Raw genomic sequence first — 19,279 nt, forward strand, 5'->3', positions numbered from 1 at the left:
TTGACAGCAAAACGTAATTTTTTTGTGATCATTAATCCTGTTTCTGGTAATGGACATGGTAAAAAGGTTTGGCTAGCTATACAGTCCAAATTAAATCTATATTTTAATATTGAGTTTAGTTTTACAACTCATCCCAATCACGAAATTGAAATTACACATACAGCTATTAAAAAAGGCCATAAACAATTTATAATTATTGGTGGTGACGGTACATTAAACAATTTTATTAATGGTGTATTTAGTCAGGATAATAGTAATTACAAGAGCATCATTTTTGGCGTTATACCTGTTGGAACTGGTAATGATTGGGTAAAGACACATGGTATATCAAAAAACATAAATAAGGCTTTACAAACTATTTTAAACGGAACAATTAATACTCAAGATGTTGGTTGCATTAAATACTTAGATCAAAACATTTCAAGTAAATATTTTTTAAACCTAGCCGGAATTGGCTTTGATGGGTTAGTAGTAAACATTGTTAATAACAACAGGGCTTTTGGTCAATTTACCTACATTTTAGGCGCTTTAAAAGGACTTTTTAAATATCGTTTTTTTGAAACCAAAATAACTACAAACTCTGAGGTTATAAACATAAAGTGTTGCTTTATGATACAAATAGGAATTTGCAAATACACTGGTTCTGGTATGCAATTAACGCATAAAGCAAATCCAAAAGATGGCCTATTTGATATAACCATTGCTAACCATTTTTACAAATGGGATATTATAAAAAATATCTTTAAATTATTTAATGGTAAAATAGTGTTTCATGACAAAGTAAAAACCTTTAAGACAAATAATCTTTTAATAGAAAATAGCGCTACTAATACATACTTTCAAGCCGATGGAGAACAAATTGCTCCTGGTAAAATCACGATATCTATTATCAATAATGGAATCCAGTTTTACTGCTAAAAGTGACTAACTAATTTTGAAAACTAACTTTTATGAATAACATACTTAATAACATTACAGAGCTAATTTTACTACTGTTTTTAGCTATAACTTTTTTACAATCAGGATACGATAAAATAACCGATTGGAAAGGTAATATTGAATGGCTAAAAGGTCATTTTTCAAAAACATTTATGGCTAATATGGTACCTTTAAATGTCGCTATAATATTAATTTTAGAGACCATTGCAGGATTATTTGCTGTAATAGGTTGCTTTACTTTAATAATTGATAGTAATACCAGTTTTGGTTTTTATGCTGCAATTTTAAGTGCTATAACACTACTACTCTTATTGTTTGGTCAACGTGTTGCAAAAGACTATGATGGCGCAAGAACCATTGTAATTTACTTAATTCCAACCTTAATAGCCTTGTATATGCTTAAGTAATTAATAGTCAATCATATTAACTTTAAATACCCAATTTTGACTAAAAAGAGCGTTATTTAGTAATGTTTTATGTTGCATGTAAGCATCATAAAAATTTTGGGTATGAAATACGTAAACATAAAATAACTGTTCAGTTTCATCAATAAGTATCTGACTATCGTAACCTTTTTCTTTTAAATATTTTTGCCAAGTAATTGCATTTTGGGGTTTGGAAAAAAACTTATTTATAACATAATAGCCTTCTTTTGCACCTTCTATAAGTGCTGCGTTTTTTTCTAATAACAACTTAAATGCTTGTGTTTCTAAAGGTTTGTCTTCTATTTTTAATGCGCGCACATAATTAGTAGATGAAATTAAAACATCTCCTTTAGCTTGAGCTTCATTTTGTGACTTAGAAGATAGTATCTCACTAGACATAGGCACAACCAATTCTTGCTTTAGTTCCTTTTTAATAATTACTGGTTGTTTTAAAGCAAAGGATTGTGTAGTAATGTTAAAATTTTCGGCTTGACCGATAGTTTTAAAATCCGTTTTAGAAATAGCTTTTATTGTTTCTATTTTAGCCTTAACAACCTTATTATCAAATGTTAACATAACATTTGGATCAAGTTTTTCTGACGTTAAAACAATAGCATTTACAGGTGTATTTGATTGAATTTCTTTTAAAAATGATTCACTAATTTCAGTATTAAAAGCAGTAAAAAACAAGTAAAACCGATCCTGTTTGGTATTAAAAATAAGGTCTACTTTTTCTGTTCCATTGACTATTACTGCCTCATCATTATTTGGTAAGGTAACTGTTGCCAAATCAAATCCTAAAGTGTTGCTACTGTTTGGATATCTAACCGTATTAGCTGTGGGTATTGAAGTTATTTGACTACTAAAAAAATTATCTTTATCCCTATTTACAGCTTGTAATTGCCACGCTTTGTTAGTTACTGGGTTAGCGACAATGCATTGATCTCCAGACAATGCAGAATCACCTTCTAAAGTTGCTAATACAATTGCTGTACTAGTTGCTCCTTTATCTGGTGTTTTAAACTCGTCCAATGAAATTATTTCTGGTTGATTACCAATATGAGAAAAACCATTAAAAGTAGTGATATACTTAGGTTTACTAGTTGGTGCTTCGTAAACAACATACAACATCCAGCCAGCAGCACTTCCACCAGCTACAAATCCTTGGGTTGCATTAATATTAGCTACTGTGTATTCTCCATTTACTTGTTTAGCCTCTTGTAATTGTTTAGTAACATCTGCAAAGCAAACGTAAGGAGCATTTAAAGCAAACGCTGGACTTTTTGCTCCATCAAACAGCACATTACCTGTAATATTTTGATAATTTTCTCCAGGTAATTTAAGTTTTACCTTGTTGATTAAAGACCTATTTTTTTGTCGATTACCTTGAAAATAAAATTGAGCATCCTCTTCTCTTCTTGTACCTTTTATATAACTGTATGTTGCAGACCAATACAAGACTGCATATGCAATTTTAGACTGATTATCAGGTAATTTAAGATTAGCAGAACTAGATGAAAACGTCGCTTTATCTTGATCAATATCCACATAGACCATATCAATATCATCGTTGGTTAACAGATAATCATTATATGGTTCTTGTTTATCTTTACTTAATATGTTATTACCTATTACTGCAGCATCACCATAAATATAAAACGCTTTTTGCGTTGTAAATGGTACTGTTTGCTGAGCATAAGTAAACGAAAACATAGAAATGAAGATAGCAAAGCGCAATAGCAAGCCTCTCATAATCTTTATTGAAAATAATTAATAGCGCAATAAATATAGCTATTTATATCAAAAAGACTGATATTTAAAGTATTATAAGTCAAAAAAGGCGATTAACAGTAGTTAATCGCCTTTTTTAAAAAATCTATAAAAATCTTACTTTTTATATGCAGCATTTAAATCTTCAATGATTTTTTGAGTCAAATCATTTTCCTCTTTTCCATACATTACACTTGGAGAATTCTCTACAGTCCCTAAAATGTAATCATAATTGTTATTTTTTCCGTAATCTTTTACAAAACCTTTAACTTTAGAAATTAAAGAATCTATTTCTACTTGATATTCGTTTTGAAAGTTTTGCTGTTCTGCTTGCCAAGTTTGTTGTAAGCCTTGTGCTTTTTGGTTTAAAGCTTGTAATTCTGATTCTTGTTGACTTTTAGAAAGCGTTGCTACTTTTTGGTATTCAACTTGAAACACCTGACGGAAACTATCTACCTTTTTTTTAAAGGCTTCATCCTTTTCATTATATCTTGCTTCTAAATCTACTTTCTCTTTAATTTCATTAATTACAAGACCATTATCAACGTAAGCAATTTTTTGCTTTTGACAAGATGTAAATACTAATGCAACAATTGCTAAACCTATTATTTTTTTCATTTTAATTTATTTTGATTTTGAGCAAATGTAAATAATTAAATATGTGAAATTTTATTTTTTTAACAGATTTTAAAAGAATAAGAAATTTTTATAAGGATTTTAATTCTGAATAAGAAATAGCTATTAAAAACAACCTCATATAAGCGCATTTAAGGCGTTTTTTAATAAAAGCAATATATTTACACATTAAGACCTGAAATCGTTTAATCCTGATTATTAAATTACTTTTTAGCTGTTTTAAGCGTATAAATCAATGAAGAATATTGCCCAGAAGACCTTGCTTTATAATTTGAGACACAACCAATCCAAAAAGCTTTAAATATATTCATTCGTCCAGATTTATATTTTTCAGATAATAGACTAACATAATATGAATCAAAAAGCATAGGCTTAGTACTGTGAACTTTTAAATTAACTGTCTTAAATAAATTAGAAATAGAAGTTTGATTAAAATGCCATAAATGTCTTGGCACATCATAAGCTGCCCAAAATTGTTTATAATGTTTAGCGTCGTAACTATTGTAATTTGGTACAGCAATAATTAAAACACCGTTTGGTTTAAGTAACGTCTTAAGTAGTGTGATTTGTTCTTCTAAATTTGGAATATGTTCTAAAACGTGCCACAAGGTGATAACATCAAAACTTTGAGTCTTTAAAGTTTTTATTTGTGACAGATCTAATACAGCGTTTTTAGTTTTATGATTTGCTATTGATCTTGCTTCCTTATTTGGTTCAATTCCGGAAACATGCCATCCATTATTTAATGCAGTTTTTAAAAAATCTCCTGTACCACAACCATAATCTAAAATGTATTTATCGTTAGTTTGAAATGAATCAATCAACTTTAGCTTACGCTGTAATGCTATTTCCCTTACTGCATGATAAACGTTTTCTAATAGATTTCTTTTAGAATCTGTATGTGAAATATAATCTTCGGTTTTATAATATTCTGGTAATTTATCTAAAGTTGGCTTAGGAATCGTTTCTAAATAACCATAAGTTTTGTTTTCAATTAATTTAAAAACCTCTCCAGAAACTGAGTGATCTTTTACTTCTATAAACGCATTTTGATTATTTTGACTAGCCACAATTACTTATATTTTGATTGATTTTTTGATAAGAGTATAATTATATTACCCATCAATAAATAAAAAACAGAACGTTCCACGTGGAACGTTCTGTTTTTTTTATCCAATTTATCTACCCATATACACCAACAAAACAGAAATATCTGATGGCGAGACACCACTAATTCTTGATGCTTGAGAAATGGTTACAGGCTGTATTTTTTTTAGTTTTTCTCTTGCTTCAAAACTCATAGACTGAAGTTTTGAATAGTCAAAATTAGGTGGAATTTTTATATTTTCTAGACGCGTAAGCTTATCTGCATTATTCTTTTCTTTTGCAATATAGCCTGAATATTTCACTTGAATTTCGGCTTGTTCAATAACCTCACCATCCAAATTATGATCATTAATATAACCTGAAACAGATTCAATTTGCTTCATATCTTCAATACCAATATTTGGTCTAGCAAACATTTTAAACATCTTATCTTGCTGTCTAATTGCAGCAGAATCTTTAGCTTCTAACACAGGATTAATTTCGTCTGGCGTAACACTTGTGTCTCTAAAAAATTGTACAAATTTTTCAGCTGCATCATGCTTCTCCTCCATTCTTCTTAAACGTTTTTCGCTAGCTAAACCTAAATCAAAACCTTTTGGTGTTAATCTTATATCTGCATTATCTTGACGCAACAACGTTCTATATTCCGCTCTAGAAGTAAACATTCTGTATGGCTCTTCAGTTCCTTTGGTTATTAAATCATCAACCAAAACACCTATATAAGCTTCATCTCTTTGTAGTATAAAAGGATCGCGTTCTTGCACTTTTAAAGCTGCATTAATACCTGCCATTAAACCTTGAGAAGCTGCTTCTTCATAACCTGTTGTACCATTAATTTGACCAGCAAAATATAAGCCATCTACTAACTTAGTTTCTAAAGTATGCTTTAATTGTGTTGGTGGAAAATAATCATATTCTATAGCATAACCTGGTCTAAAAAACTTAACATTTTCAAAACCGACTACAGAACGTAATGCTTTAAATTGAACATCTTCTGGAAGCGAAGTTGAGAAGCCATTTATATAATATTCGCAAGTATTCCAACCTTCAGGTTCCACAAATAATTGATGTCTATTTTTGTCTGCAAAACGATTAATTTTATCTTCTATAGAAGGACAATATCTAGGTCCTAAACTTTTAATTCGACCATTAAACATTGGCGATCGATCAAACCCTTCGCGCAATAAATCATGAACCTTTTCACTTGTATAAGACATGTGACAAGAACGTTGATGTGTTAATGGTTTTGTAGTGTCTAAATATGAAAATTTTTCTGGATTAACATCTCCAGGTTGCTCGACCATTTTAGAAAAATCCAAAGATCGACCATCCACTCTTGGTGGTGTTCCGGTTTTCATTCTACCAGATTCAAAACCCAAATTAACTAACTGCTCAGTAATTCCAGTTGCAGCTCTCTCTCCTGCTCTACCTCCACCAAAATTTTTATCTCCAATATGGATTAAACCATTTAAAAAAGTACCATTTGTTAAGACAACACTTTTAGCTTTTATCTTAACTCCAAGTGAAGTTGTCACACCTGTAACTTTTCCATTTTCCACAATTAGACCAGAAACCATTTCTTGATAAAAATCAAGGTTTTTAGTTTGCTCTAAAATTAAACGCCAATCTTCAGCAAAACGCATTCTGTCACTTTGGACCCTTGGACTCCACATTGCAGGTCCTTTAGATTTGTTTAGCATTTTAAATTGAATAGCAGAGGTGTCACTTACAATACCAGAGTAACCTCCAAGCGCATCAATCTCTCTTACAATTTGTCCTTTAGCAATTCCACCCATTGCTGGATTACAAGACATTTGAGCAATGTTTTGTAAATTCATGGTAATTAGCAAAGTCTTGCTTCCCATATTAGCTGCAGATGCTGCTGCTTCACTTCCTGCATGACCAGCTCCAACTACAATTACATCATATACTTCGTTAAACATAATTTTAATTTGAATTAATACCAAGCAAAACCCAGTATCCTTATATTGATTGTTCCACGTGGAACGTTTTTATTATTTTACTTTTAAAAGCGTGCAAATATACAACAAACAATTACATTGCTTTTAATAACGCTAATGCTTCGTTTTCTTTAGTACGCATTAAGCTAGCATCAGCTTCAGTCTTATCTTTATATCCACAATAATGTAAAATACCATGAATTATCACACGATGTAATTCTGCTTCAAATGAAACATCAAAATCTTTCGCATTATCCGCAACACGTTCTACAGAAATAAAAACATCACCTTGTAGTGTTTTTCCTACAGAATAATCAAAACTAATAACATCGGTTAATGTATCATGTTGTAGAAATTCTACATTCAATTTATGTAGATACTCGTCATCACAAAACACGTAGTTTATCTCGTCCTCCTTGCAGTTTTCTTTTAAAATAATAGAAGATATCCATTTAGAGATTTTCGCTTCATCTTGGAGCTTAAAATCGGTTTCGTTATTAAAACTAATCATTTTGTTGTTTAAAATACTGTTGTGCTTTTTGCTTATAAATTTGCTGCAAAGGTAAGGTTTGCTTATTCAATATCTCAGTTGTATTAAAATATTGTTTAGCCTTATCTATTTGGTTGTTAGTTGTATTTTTAAACTCTGTTGTATTAGTTTCAGATTGTCGCTTTTGTTCTTGACCTTGTTGTAATACTGCATTTTCGAGTTTTAATAACTGATGCTGAATATTGTTCATTTTACTAAGCGTTTGATTAGTAAAACCTTTGTTAATTAAATCCACCTCAACCTGCTCCATGTCTTTTAATAATTGCTTTGCTTCTCTACTTTCGCCTAAACCTTCTTTATCCAAGCGCTCTTCTAAAGCTTGACGCAACATTTGCTGTTCTTGATAAATTTTAAATAATTCAGCATTACCTTCTTCATTTAATCCATTATCACCTTGTTGACTTCCACTTTGACCTTGACCATTTTCTCCTGGTTTACCACCTTCACCCTTACCTTCACCTTGTCCTTCTCCATCGCCATTCTCTCCTGATTTACCGTCTTTTCCATCCTTCCCACTTTCGCCAGCTTTTCCGTTTTCACCTGATTCACCTTTATCACCTTCTTCTCCCTTTTTGCCTTCTTTACCTTTTTTCATGGCTTCACCCATTTTTTTAGCTAACTCTTCTTGACTAATAATAATATCTGGCATTGGCATACCTCCTTCACCTTGTCCTGGGGATGGCATACCCATTTGGTTTTGCATATTATCTAAAGCACCACTTAAAAAATCAGCCAAATTATTGGCAGAAGTAACTACATATTGTTGTGACGATACACCTTGATAAATCTTATTTTCAGAAAACTCGTCTAAAGCCATATCTATATTATAATATACTTCGTTAATCTCTCTATTTATATCTTCAGAAAACTTAGGCTGTCTTAATGATATAGCAAAAAGACTATCATCAACATGCTCAAAATGTGTACGAAGTTCTTTTTGTTTTTTAAGGTAAGTCGCATACTCATTATGATTAATTTCTATGCTTTTAAATTGTTTCATCAAAGCTTCTTCATCCATAGAAAAAATCACCAAATTATCCAAGATCTGACGTAACATAGCAATATCTTCCTCTAGCTGCTCTTGCGCAGCACCAGCCATTTGCATCTGCATACTTTGGCTCATTTTTTTCATTTTTTGAGCTGCACTTTTTTGCTTTTGTTTTGCTGACTGTTGTTTATCTTTTTTTTGTTTCTCATCATTAGCAGCTTCTTTTTCTTGTAACTGGTCACTTGCCTCTTGCTGCTCTTCCTTAATGTTTTCCTCGTTATTTTTGTCTCGAGGTACATCCATTGGATTTTTTAAATCTTGATTATCCTTTTCTAAATCCTCTAATTGTTTTTGTAAATCTTCAAATTTTTTATTGATCTCGTCTTGTTTGTCACTAGTGTTTTCTTCCTCTTTACTATTAGCTAATTTGTCTTGTTCTTTTGCCAATTTATCAAGCTCGTCACTAATTTTCTCCATTTTTTTGGTCACATAATAACGTTTAGTAAGCTCTACCAATTGTTCTAAACTTCGTTTTTGACTTTTAGCCTTTTTAGCAAGATTGTCCAACTTTTTTGTAAATTGCTCTTTACTAAATTTGTCTTTTAGTTTTTCTAATTCTTCAAGCAATTTTTCATCCTGCTTAAGTTGCTCTTCATTATCTTTAAGGCGTTGTTTTAAATCTTCCTTAAACTGATCGTCTTCCTTTTTATCTTTTTGAAATTCGTCTAAATTATCCTTCAACTTTTTGTTGAATTGCTTCATCATTTGTTCTTGTTCTTTCTGACGTTTTAAAAAGTTTTCAAATTTTTTCTTATCATTAAAGTTTAATTCCGCTTTTTCTTTTTGCGTTTTAGATAACTCTTGTAATTCCTTTTGCTGTTTGTCAAATTTTTCTAAAGACTTATTTAAATCCTTAACGGTTTGATTTTGCTCTTGTAATTGCTTTTCTTCTTCCTCATCCTGTGTACGTTTTCTAAAATTAAACACAGAACTTTTAGTACTTTTAATACTATTAACAGCGTCGTTATCAAATACCTCAAAATACAAATCGTAAGACACACCTGCATCTACTGATAAGTTATTAGGAAAGCTGCTTATAAATTGATCAAAATTAGATTTTGCGACTGGAATGTTTAGCGTTTTTTTACCAGCTGGATTATCCTTTGGATAATACACCAATTGTAGTTTACTTAATCCATAATCATCACTTACTTGTCCTTTAAAATACAGGGTTTGATTATCCAAACTATCTACCTTAACTTCTAACTTTAAATCAGGATATTGATCTTTGATAATAGTAATACCGTAAGCTAAGTTTTCGTAATTTTTAATTGACTTATTACTGGTGCTAATATTGTAATCAAAATTAGCATATACCTTTTTTGAGATCTCAAAATAACCAGATTTTATGCTAGAAAAAACAAGAGTATCTGTACTTATTAAATCGACCTTTTCTGTCGCTTTAGTTTTAAGCTGCCATGTAATTTTGGTTCCTTGTGGTACAATTGCATTACCAATACCTTTTAAAGTTTCGTTACGTTTATTGGTATAGTTTGGATACTCCAAATGCATATCAAACCCAACCAATGTAGGTACTTCTACAACTTTTAAAGTGTATGGTTTACTAGTAACACCATTAGCAGTAAAATTAAAAGTTATGTCTGTATTGGGTTGTTCAAAAACGTATTCAAAAGTTCCGGATTGACGTTGTTGCAAATAATAAGTTTCGTTATTGTAAGTAATTTTAACATTATCAGGTACTACGTCGCCTTGCGTTGTTGCTAACAACCTAAATTCTTTATTTTGAGTAGTTTGTAAGTTTTCATTTAACACAAAAAAAGTAAAAGGAGCAGGAGGCTCATAAGCAGTTTGATAATTAACAACCCTTTTGTAGCTATCGCTAAACCAATTTAACTTACCAAAAATAGCAGCAATTACAAATATTAAAATAGGTATAGCTGCATATTTTAAATATTTTATGTTTTGTTTAAAATTAACTGCTAACTTAAACGGTATTGGGCTTAATTCTTCTGATTTTTGATCAATACTTGCCAATAATAATTCCGATTGACTACCAGCTTCCTTTAACTGTAAAACATTAAATAACTTATCGTTAACTTCTGGAAAATGATTACCAATAATTGAAGATGCTTTTTTATAATCAATACCTTTTTTAAGTTTAAATAATCTAGCTAATGGTAGGACAATAAATCTAATAAACAGGGTTAATTCGACAACTATAAACATCCAAAACAAAACGGTTCTAGCGGTTGGACTTAGCCATAAAAAATGTTCGATTAACAGTGTAAAAATAAAATACAGCAAGCCAATACTAAAAAATAATAGCGCACCTTTAATCAACTCATTAGTATAATATTTCCTAATAAATTGCTCTAATTTGGTCTGTATAGTATAAAAATTATTCAAGTAATTGCTATTTAACTGACTAAAATACATTTTTATTTTTACACCTAAATATTTAGGATTATAAGTTATTGTTAAAGGTATACGCTTTCGCGGAAAAAAAGCCTGTGTATAAAGCTGTTCTTTATCCTTATTTTTTTGCTGTTTCTACTACTCTATTCTATCTTTGCAAACTCAAACAAAACAAGATGTCAAAACAAGTCAGAGTGCGTTTTGCACCAAGTCCAACAGGACCTTTACATATTGGAGGTGTACGTACAGCTCTTTTTAACTATTTATTTGCCAAAAAACATAACGGAACTTTTGTATTACGTATTGAGGATACAGATCAAAATCGTTATGTAGAAGGTGCAGAGCAATACATTGTGGACGCATTAAATTGGTGTAATATCCCTTTTGATGAAGGACCAGGTAAAAACGAAAAATTTGGACCTTACAGACAAAGTGAACGTAAAGCTTTATATAAACAATATGCTGACCAATTAATTGCTAGCGGAAATGCTTACTATGCTTTTGATACGTCAGAGGAATTAGATTTTCATAGAACTCAAGACGAGTCTAATGGTAAAACGTTTATTTATAATTGGCATAATCGCTTAAATTTAAGCAACTCGTTAGCTCTTACAGAAACGCAAGTTAAAGCTAAATTAGATGCTGGAGACGATTACGTTATTAGATTTAAAAGTCCACAAGATCAAACACTACATTTAAAAGATATTATTCGTGGTGATATTAAAATAGATACTAACGTTTTAGATGATAAAGTATTATTTAAAAGCGATGGTATGCCTACGTACCACTTAGCAAATATTGTAGATGACCATTTAATGGAAATTACGCATGTTATACGAGGTGAAGAATGGTTACCAAGTTTAGCACTACACTTTCAATTATACCAAGCTTTTGGTTGGGAACAACCGGAATTTGCACACTTACCTTTAATATTAAAACCAACAGGAAAAGGTAAATTAAGTAAGCGTGATGGAGACAAATTAGGCTTTCCAGTGTTTCCTTTAGCGTGGAATCCAGAATTTGGTGATAGCGCTACTGGTTATAAAGAAGAAGGCTACTTTGCAGAGGCAGTTATTAACTTTTTAGCTTTTTTAGGTTGGAATCCTGGTACAGAACAAGAGATTTTTGAGTTAGAAGAATTAGTTGCTGCTTTTGATTTAAGCAGAGTAAATAAAGCAGGAGCACGTTTTGATCCAGATAAAATTAAATGGTTTAATCACCATTACATGCAAGAGCAATCTAACGACGATTTAGCAGAAGCTTTTCAAAAAAACCACAAACAATTAGAGGCAATTGATGTAAATTATATAGCATTAGTTGTTGGATTAATTAAAGAACGTGCCACATTTGTTAATGACTTTTGGGATTTAAGCAGTTACTTTTTTGTTGCTCCAGAAAGTTATGATGAAAAAGCTTCTAAAAAAGCCTTTAAAGAGGATACTAAGGCTACAATGACAGATGTTTTAGCTATTGTATCTAACATTGAAGATTTTGAAGTGGAAACCCTTCAAAAAGATATAAAAGGATGGATTACTTCAAATGACATCGGTTTTGGTAAAGTAATGATGCCTTTACGTTTGGCTTTAGTTGGTGCCTTACAAGGACCAGATGTTTTTGATATTATGTATATGATTGGTAAAAACGAAAGTATCAAACGCATAGAACAACTTATTAAAAGTATATAAAACAAAAAAGCCATCTAAATTAGATGGCTTTTTTAATGTCTTTTATGTAGTATAAAACCTAAAAAGTTAACATTCCTGTAAAGGCAAACATGCTTTGGTTTCCTTTAAAATCTCTACCTAATGCTTGATTAAAATCTGAGTCATTTAAAGCACCTAAAATATTAGTAAACCCATAAATGTATTGGGCTCTTAATTTAAAAAAGCCAATACCTAAAGTTGCACCAACAGTACCATTAACATTAAAGTTATTTAAATCCTTTACTGCTTTAGCCTGAACGGTATCAAAATCTGCTAATATAAAGTCTTCTTGTTGGTCATCACTTAACTCTAAATCACTATTATATTGTAACATAGGACCAAAATCTATAGTAAAATGAGAGCTTCTAAAAGGTTTAGCATGCCATAAAAATTGTACTTGAGCAGTAAAAATTTTATACTCCACATCTTGTGCTAATAAAGTAGATGCTAAATCAAATCCAGTTGTACTAATCGTGTTTTCAGACAATTGCATACCGTAACTAACATTAAACCATTTTTGAGGTATATCCACTGTAGCAGTCATGTTAGCAATCCAACCGTCTCCTTTTTTAGTCTCAAAATTGTCTGTAATGATATCAAATTGAGTGATTCCTCCTCCCAAAGAAAATCCGTTTTTAATTTTATAACTTGTATGTTGACCAAAGTTTTTTGTAACAAAACCTATAGTAAGTGCTACTAATAAGATGAATTGAATTTTTTTCATAGTAAATTAAGGGGTTTGTCCGCAAATATAACTTAATTTAGTAACCATAGTAGTATAACCATTAAAATCCATTTTTCATGAATCCAACACTTATTATCCTAATAGTCCTTGTACTATTTGTCTTTTTATCCTCATTTTTTGTTGTAAAACAACAAACAGCTGTTATTGTAGAGCGTTTTGGTAAATTCCATAGCATACGCCAATCAGGATTACATCTAAAGATTCCTGTAGTAGATAAAATAGCAGGTAGATTAAGCTTAAAAATCCAACAATTAGATGTCATTATTGAAACTAAAACCTTAGATGATGTATTTGTACGTCTTAAAGTATCTGTACAATATCGTGTAATTAGTCAAAAAGTTTATGATGCTTTTTACAAATTAGATTATCCGCATGAACAAATTACAAGTTATGTGTTTGATGTGGTACGTGCCGAAGTACCTAAAATGAAATTAGATGATGTTTTTGTTAGAAAAGATGATATTGCAATTGCAGTAAAAACTGAATTAAATGATGCCATGTCAGATTATGGTTTTGACATTATTAAAACCTTAGTAACAGATATAGATCCAGATGCTCAAGTAAAAGCTGCAATGAACCGTATTAATGCTGCAGACAGAGAAAAAACTGCTGCGCAATTTGAAGGAGATGCTGCACGTATCTTAATAGTTGAAAAAGCTAAAGCTGAAGCTGAAAGCAAGCGTTTACAAGGTCAAGGTATTGCAGACCAAAGACGTGAGATTGCTAGAGGTCTAGAAGAGTCTGTAGATGTATTAAATCGTGTTGGTATTAATAGTCAAGAAGCATCTGCTTTAATTGTAGTTACACAACATTATGATACATTACAAGCTATTGGTAGTGAGACTAACAGTAACTTAATATTATTACCAAACTCACCTCAAGCAGGTAGTACAATGCTAAACGATATGGTTGCAAGTTTTACAGCAAGTAATCAAATTGGAGAAGCGATGAAAAACGCAAAGAAAAAGGAAAACTAATCCTTTAGTTTATACTAAAAAAGCCTCACAAAATGTGAGGCTTTTTTTATGAGTTAGATTTATATTTATCAACCATTTCATTTAAACTATTTAAATAATTTTGTAATGATTCCGTATCCACTTTAGCATCACTATTATCACCATGTGGTAAGGTAATCCTGGTTTCATCTAGATACTTTTGAAGCTCTGGATAATGTTCTTTAATTTCAATTGTTTTTTGAGATATTTTTGTTAATAGTTCTTGAGACGTATTCATAGCTGTATGATTTTAAGTTATTTACCTAAATTAATGTAAAGGCGTTTCAAAACAAAAAATATAATGCTAAAGATTTACTAAAGTCTTATTTAAATGGATGTCTTTCCTCCCATTTTGAAGTAGGATTTAATGTGTTTACAATATACTTTAAAGTTGGATTTAAAATTAAATTGTCAGTATGCTTAATATATATACTCATAGCATTAGGCTTAGCACCAACTGAGCTTTTAATCTCCATTGCAGTTCTAGCATAAACCACCTTTTTATACCCATTTGTAATTGCAAAATCTAACATATCGTACAACATATTTAAATACAATTGGTACTTGTATTGAAAATCCGGATTATAACCTAAAAAGTAAGTTTCTAACTGGTTATTGTTTAAAATTAAGGTATAAAACCCTATTAATTGATCATTTAGATAATACCCAAACAGCCTAAAATCTTGATCTAATTCTTTTTTTAAGTTGAAAAAATGCCTTTTATCCAACACAAAAGAATTAACCTTAGCATTATCCGAAACGTTTTTATATAACTTATATATAGCTTCGGATGCTAAATTTATTTCATTTAAATCTAATTCCTTTTTAATAATATTAGTTGCTTTTTTTAAAGCAGATTTGTAACGACTTCTGTACTTTTTACTTAATGCTAAAACGTAATCTTGACTACTACTCCAACTTGGTATTATATCTAAAACCATATTAGGCTGGACTTGTAATTTATATAACTTGTTTTTAGTAAATAAATGTTGATTTTGATGGATGTTATCGTTTTCAAAATAGTCTTTAAAACATATTATCCTAACACGTTTTTTGTCTTCCTTTTTAATTTGAAATGATAACGCGTCAATAACTTTAAAAATAGTATCCAAAAACAGGGTTTGAGAAATCATTTTAGTATTAAAATACAGACCATGTTGACCAGTATGCATCAAATTACCAACAATTAAAGTATTACCTCTAACTACAGTAGCTATTAAAGCTTTTGTAAGACGTTTTAAGACATTATCTGTAGGATTTCTAAAGACATCATCAAGATATAACTGCACGCGTTGTATAATTGCTATTCCTACCAAATTATTATCCTTAAAAATGCCAATATAATTAGTACTAATATTTTTTGGACAAGAGTGCTCTAAGGCTTTTAAAAAAGGAGTTTTTAAAAACAAATCATTAGTCGGTAAAGCATCCCAATAATCAGGGAGATCTATAACCGATTTATAAATTTTAAAGTGAATCACGAGTATAAATAAAAGACTAATAACTAATTAATTGGTCTATATTAATATAAAACTTTACAAAATACAAGCTGTAAAAGTCTCCTAAAGTATTACCAACTACCACTTGCACCTCCTCCAGAGGATCGTCCTCCTCCACCAGAATAACTACTGCTTGAAGATGATGACCTTGACGAAGAATACGATGAAGACGAGTAACTTGAGGTACCTGATGAAGAATACCCTCTAGCAGAACCTGGATTTAATGTAGCAGATAATTTGGCATCGCGTTTAAAAAAAGCAAATCCAAACGACTTATTATATTCTCCTTTAATTTGATAGATAGCAAAATATATTGCTATAAAATGAAACAGTATAATAACAGATATAAAACCACCTAAGACATAAATAATATCTACGTTAGCCATTACACTGTTGATATTTTTATTAAAAACAATATCAAGCAAAAAAAAGAAACCCATTACAATTGGCATTGAACCAAATATAAATCCTGCAACAAACAAAAATACTGTTGCTGGTATATAAAACAGATAAATAACTACACCTAATTGTCCTGTAAAAAGACTTTTAAAAATAAGTATTGCTCTAGTAAAAGCTAATTTTAATAACACAAAATAACCTATAAATACAAATATGGATAAAAAGCCAGTTATTAATATTCCAAAAAATAGTTTCAGAAAAAAAACATAAAAACTATCAATAATTAGTAATGCTATAGCAGCATACATCAAAAACTTAGTCTTATGAGTATTGTATAATTTTTTAAGTTTAAATGTTTTAAAACTTTGTTTAATTACTAACCTATAATAAGCATACATAGTAATCCAAAAAAAGACAAATAATAAAAAACTTGATACAATTAATTTAGTTATAAAATGTACACCATCTGTAGACTTATCGTTTGTTGATACTGCTTCTTTATTTATAAAATTAGAAAACTCGTTGGCATAAATTGGATCATCAATTAATTTAATAAGCTCTGAGGTTGCATCATCAATACCTTCAAAAAAACGACCTTGTTTAAAAAGTGGTGTTATCCTATGTCTAATAACTCTTGATGCAAAAGCGTCTGTAATAATAGGCTCTAAACCATCTCCTACTTCTATCCTAACCTTCTTGTCATTAACAGCTATTAAAATTAAAATACCATTGTCAACATCTACTTTACCAAAGTTATTACCTTCTTGATTAAATACAGAATACGCATAATACTCAATATTTTCACCATCCAAATCTGGTATGGTTAGTACGACAATTTCATGTGTTGTTCTGGCTTCAAAAGCAGTTAATTTATCTCTTAAAAGTTGGGCTTCATTATTACTAAAAATATAGGCATTATCTGTTACCATGTCACTAATAACAGGATAGTCTTGTGCGTTTGTATTATTAATACAAACAATAAGAAAAAATAGTACTATTTTTAGTTGTTTCAATATAAAAAAATAACCTATCAAACTTTTACATTTGATAGGTTTTTAAATTATTAGTTAAGCGCTTTTGCTTCGTTTACTAACAGCTCGCTTTTGTCTTCCAACGCTTTGTTAATAAAGTCGGTTATCGCTTCGTTTTTATCTAAACCATTATCTAGTAAAACACCCAAGGTTATCATAGTAATAACACGAGTTCCTACTTTTTTAACTGCTGTACCAAAAAGTGGCTCTAAATCTTGATAGGCAACGTCCTTAGCTAGTGCTTGTATTTCGGCTTTAGCCTTATCTTGTTGTTCTGGCTTCATCCTATCATACTTTTTACCGTATGATTTTATTTGCTCTATAGCTGGACGATTGTTTTGTTGCGTTTGTTTTTGTTGGTTATTTTGCGCATTAGTAGCTGGTTTTTGTTTTGCCCAACTATCACGTAAACCAACAGTTTTATTAAATACTAAAGCGTCTGCTTTAGAGTCGTTATCCACATTAAAATATCCTAAACGTTGAAACTGAAACTGCTCTCCTACCTTAGCTTCTTTTAAACTAGGCTCCACAAAAGCGTCTATAATTTTTAAAGAGTTTGGATTAATAAACTCCATAAAATCTTTATCCTCGTGACTATCTGGTGCTTCGTCTAAAAATAATCTATCGTATTCTCTAACCTCAGCTTTAACTGCATGCTTAATACTTACCCAATGTAAAGTCCCTTTAATACGACGTTCTGTGTCTTCAGAGTATGTACAATTTACTTCTGTTATATTTCCATTAGCATCTTTAACAACACTATCTGCTTTAATGATATAAGCGTTTTTAAGACGCACTTCTCCGCCTAGTTTTAGTCTAAAAAACTTACTACTAGCTTCCTCTTTAAAATCTTCTTTTTCAATATAGATTTCTCTAGAAAAAGGTACTTTTCTAAAACCTGCTGCATCATCTTCTTGGTTATTTTCGGCTTCTAACCATTCCTCTTTATCTTCAGGATAATTTGTAATAACCACTTTTAAAGGGTCTAAAACAGCCATTACACGTGGTGCTTTTTTGTTTAAATCCTCACGTATACAAAACTCTAAAAGTGCAACATCAATAATATTATCACGTTTAGCGACTCCAACAGTTTCTACAAATTTTCTGATAGCTGTTGGTGTAAAACCACGACGACGTAGTCCTGAAATTGTAGGCATACGTGGATCATCCCAACCGTTTACAATACCTTCTTCTACTAACTTAAGCAACTTACGTTTACTCATGATAGTATAACTAAGGTTTAAACGTGCAAACTCACGTTGTTTAGGTTGCATTGGATACTCTGATTTAGAATAATCATACACTTGCTCCTTAAACCAGTCGTAAAGCTCTCTGTGAGGCTTAAACTCTAGTGAGCATAAACTATGTGAAATTTGCTCGATATAGTCACTTTCTCCATGCGTCCAGTCATACATTGGATAAATACACCAATCGTCTCCTGTCCTATGGTGTGCTTTCTTTAAAATACGATACATTAATGGATCACGCATTAACATGTTAGGATGCTGCATGTCTATTTTAGCACGTAAAATATGTTCGCCTTCATTAAACTCGCCATTTTTCATGCGCATAAAAAGGTCTAAGTTTTCTGCTACAGTTCTATTTCTAAATGGTCCATCAACTCCTGGTTGTGTTGGTGTCCCTTTTTGTTCTGCCATAGCGACAGAAGATTGAGAATCCACATACGCTTTACCATCTTTTATTAATTGTACAGCCCAATCAAATAGAATTTGAAAATAGTCTGACGAGTATACCTCGTTTGCCCATTTATAGCCTAACCAAGAGATATCCTCTTTAATAGCATCTACATACTCCTGCTCTTCTTTTGCTGGATTAGTATCATCAAACCTAAGGTTAACTGGTGCATTATATTTTTCGCCTAAACCAAAACTAATACCAATTGCTTTAGTATGACCAATATGTAAATACCCATTTGGTTCTGGCGGAAATCTAAAACGTAGTTTACTTTGATCTAAACCATTGGTTAAATCTTCTTCTATAATTTGCTCTAAAAAATTGAGTGACTTTTTATCTTCAGACATACGTGTTTTGCTTTATTGTAATTGATTATTGCTATTATATCAACTTAATAATA

The 19,279-nt window shown here is 30.9% G+C and carries 15 protein-coding genes; 4 read left to right on the top strand and 11 right to left on the bottom strand.

All coding sequences use genetic code 11. The features are described 5' to 3' along the window. Both WNY60_RS07010 and WNY60_RS07015 read left to right on the top strand, forming a co-directional pair. Positions 1 to 918, top strand: a complete 918-nt coding sequence (locus tag WNY60_RS07010) for a diacylglycerol kinase family protein (protein WP_339807485.1) — start codon at positions 1 to 3, stop codon at positions 916 to 918. Between the two features lie 32 nt (positions 919 to 950). Next, on the top strand, positions 951 to 1,346 hold the full coding sequence (locus WNY60_RS07015; RefSeq protein WP_342861954.1) for a DoxX family membrane protein: 396 nt from the start codon (positions 951 to 953) through the stop codon (positions 1,344 to 1,346). Here the strand turns inward: WNY60_RS07015 and WNY60_RS07020 are convergent, their stop codons facing one another. From WNY60_RS07020 to WNY60_RS07045, 6 genes are all read right to left on the bottom strand, one after another. Continuing rightward, positions 1,347 to 3,116 (bottom strand): hypothetical protein, encoded by a 1,770-nt coding sequence (locus WNY60_RS07020; RefSeq protein ID WP_342861955.1) that lies wholly within the window; start codon positions 3,114 to 3,116, stop codon positions 1,347 to 1,349. A 135-nt stretch (positions 3,117 to 3,251) separates the two neighbouring features. Continuing rightward, positions 3,252 to 3,752 (bottom strand): OmpH family outer membrane protein, encoded by a 501-nt coding sequence (locus WNY60_RS07025; RefSeq protein WP_342861956.1) that lies wholly within the window; start codon positions 3,750 to 3,752, stop codon positions 3,252 to 3,254. A gap of 221 nt (positions 3,753 to 3,973) precedes the next feature. Beyond that, on the bottom strand, positions 3,974 to 4,840 hold the full coding sequence (locus WNY60_RS07030) for a class I SAM-dependent methyltransferase (protein WP_342861957.1): 867 nt from the start codon (positions 4,838 to 4,840) through the stop codon (positions 3,974 to 3,976). Positions 4,841 to 4,948: 108 nt separating this feature from the next. Continuing rightward, complete coding sequence (gene mnmG / locus WNY60_RS07035) at positions 4,949 to 6,820, bottom strand: tRNA uridine-5-carboxymethylaminomethyl(34) synthesis enzyme MnmG (protein WP_342861958.1); 1,872 nt, start codon at positions 6,818 to 6,820, stop codon at positions 4,949 to 4,951. A gap of 112 nt (positions 6,821 to 6,932) precedes the next feature. Next, positions 6,933 to 7,349 (bottom strand): rRNA maturation RNase YbeY, encoded by a 417-nt coding sequence (gene ybeY, locus WNY60_RS07040; RefSeq protein ID WP_342861959.1) that lies wholly within the window; start codon positions 7,347 to 7,349, stop codon positions 6,933 to 6,935. Beyond that, positions 7,342 to 10,803: a hypothetical protein gene (locus WNY60_RS07045; protein ID WP_342861960.1), complete on the bottom strand. Its 3,462-nt coding sequence runs from the start codon at positions 10,801 to 10,803 to the stop codon at positions 7,342 to 7,344. The genes ybeY and WNY60_RS07045 overlap by 8 nt, the downstream gene beginning before the upstream one ends. Before the next feature lie 185 nt (positions 10,804 to 10,988). Between WNY60_RS07045 and gltX the strand changes: the two genes are divergently transcribed. Further along, complete coding sequence (gene gltX, locus WNY60_RS07050; protein ID WP_342861961.1) at positions 10,989 to 12,497, top strand: glutamate--tRNA ligase; 1,509 nt, start codon at positions 10,989 to 10,991, stop codon at positions 12,495 to 12,497. 58 nt (positions 12,498 to 12,555) lie between these two features. Here gltX and WNY60_RS07055 read toward each other — a convergent pair whose 3' ends face one another. Further along, positions 12,556 to 13,239, bottom strand: a complete 684-nt coding sequence (locus WNY60_RS07055; protein WP_145004992.1) for a hypothetical protein — start codon at positions 13,237 to 13,239, stop codon at positions 12,556 to 12,558. Between the two features lie 77 nt (positions 13,240 to 13,316). On the opposite strand from WNY60_RS07055, the gene WNY60_RS07060 reads away from it, so the two are divergent. Further along, the gene (locus tag WNY60_RS07060; RefSeq protein ID WP_145004995.1) at positions 13,317 to 14,237 is read left to right on the top strand and encodes an SPFH domain-containing protein; all 921 of its coding nucleotides are present in this window, start codon (positions 13,317 to 13,319) and stop codon (positions 14,235 to 14,237) included. Positions 14,238 to 14,283: 46 nt separating this feature from the next. Here the strand turns inward: WNY60_RS07060 and WNY60_RS07065 are convergent, their stop codons facing one another. The 4 genes from WNY60_RS07065 to WNY60_RS07080 form a co-directional block, all read right to left on the bottom strand. Next, positions 14,284 to 14,493 carry a hypothetical protein gene (locus WNY60_RS07065; RefSeq protein WP_145004998.1) on the bottom strand — a complete coding sequence of 70 codons (210 nt, stop codon included), beginning with the start codon at positions 14,491 to 14,493 and terminating at the stop codon, positions 14,284 to 14,286. Between the two features lie 85 nt (positions 14,494 to 14,578). Further along, on the bottom strand, positions 14,579 to 15,736 hold the full coding sequence (locus WNY60_RS07070; protein WP_342861962.1) for a GNAT family N-acetyltransferase: 1,158 nt from the start codon (positions 15,734 to 15,736) through the stop codon (positions 14,579 to 14,581). Positions 15,737 to 15,825: 89 nt separating this feature from the next. Further along, positions 15,826 to 17,166 carry a TPM domain-containing protein gene (locus WNY60_RS07075; RefSeq protein ID WP_342861963.1) on the bottom strand — a complete coding sequence of 447 codons (1,341 nt, stop codon included), beginning with the start codon at positions 17,164 to 17,166 and terminating at the stop codon, positions 15,826 to 15,828. Positions 17,167 to 17,216: 50 nt separating this feature from the next. Then, on the bottom strand, positions 17,217 to 19,226 hold the full coding sequence (locus WNY60_RS07080) for a glutamine--tRNA ligase/YqeY domain fusion protein (RefSeq protein WP_342861964.1): 2,010 nt from the start codon (positions 19,224 to 19,226) through the stop codon (positions 17,217 to 17,219). Positions 19,227 to 19,279: the final 53 nt, after the last annotated feature.

Origin of the sequence: Olleya sp. AS48 (assembly GCF_038900355.1) — a bacterium.
Taxonomy (GTDB): Bacteria; Bacteroidota; Bacteroidia; order Flavobacteriales; family Flavobacteriaceae; genus Olleya.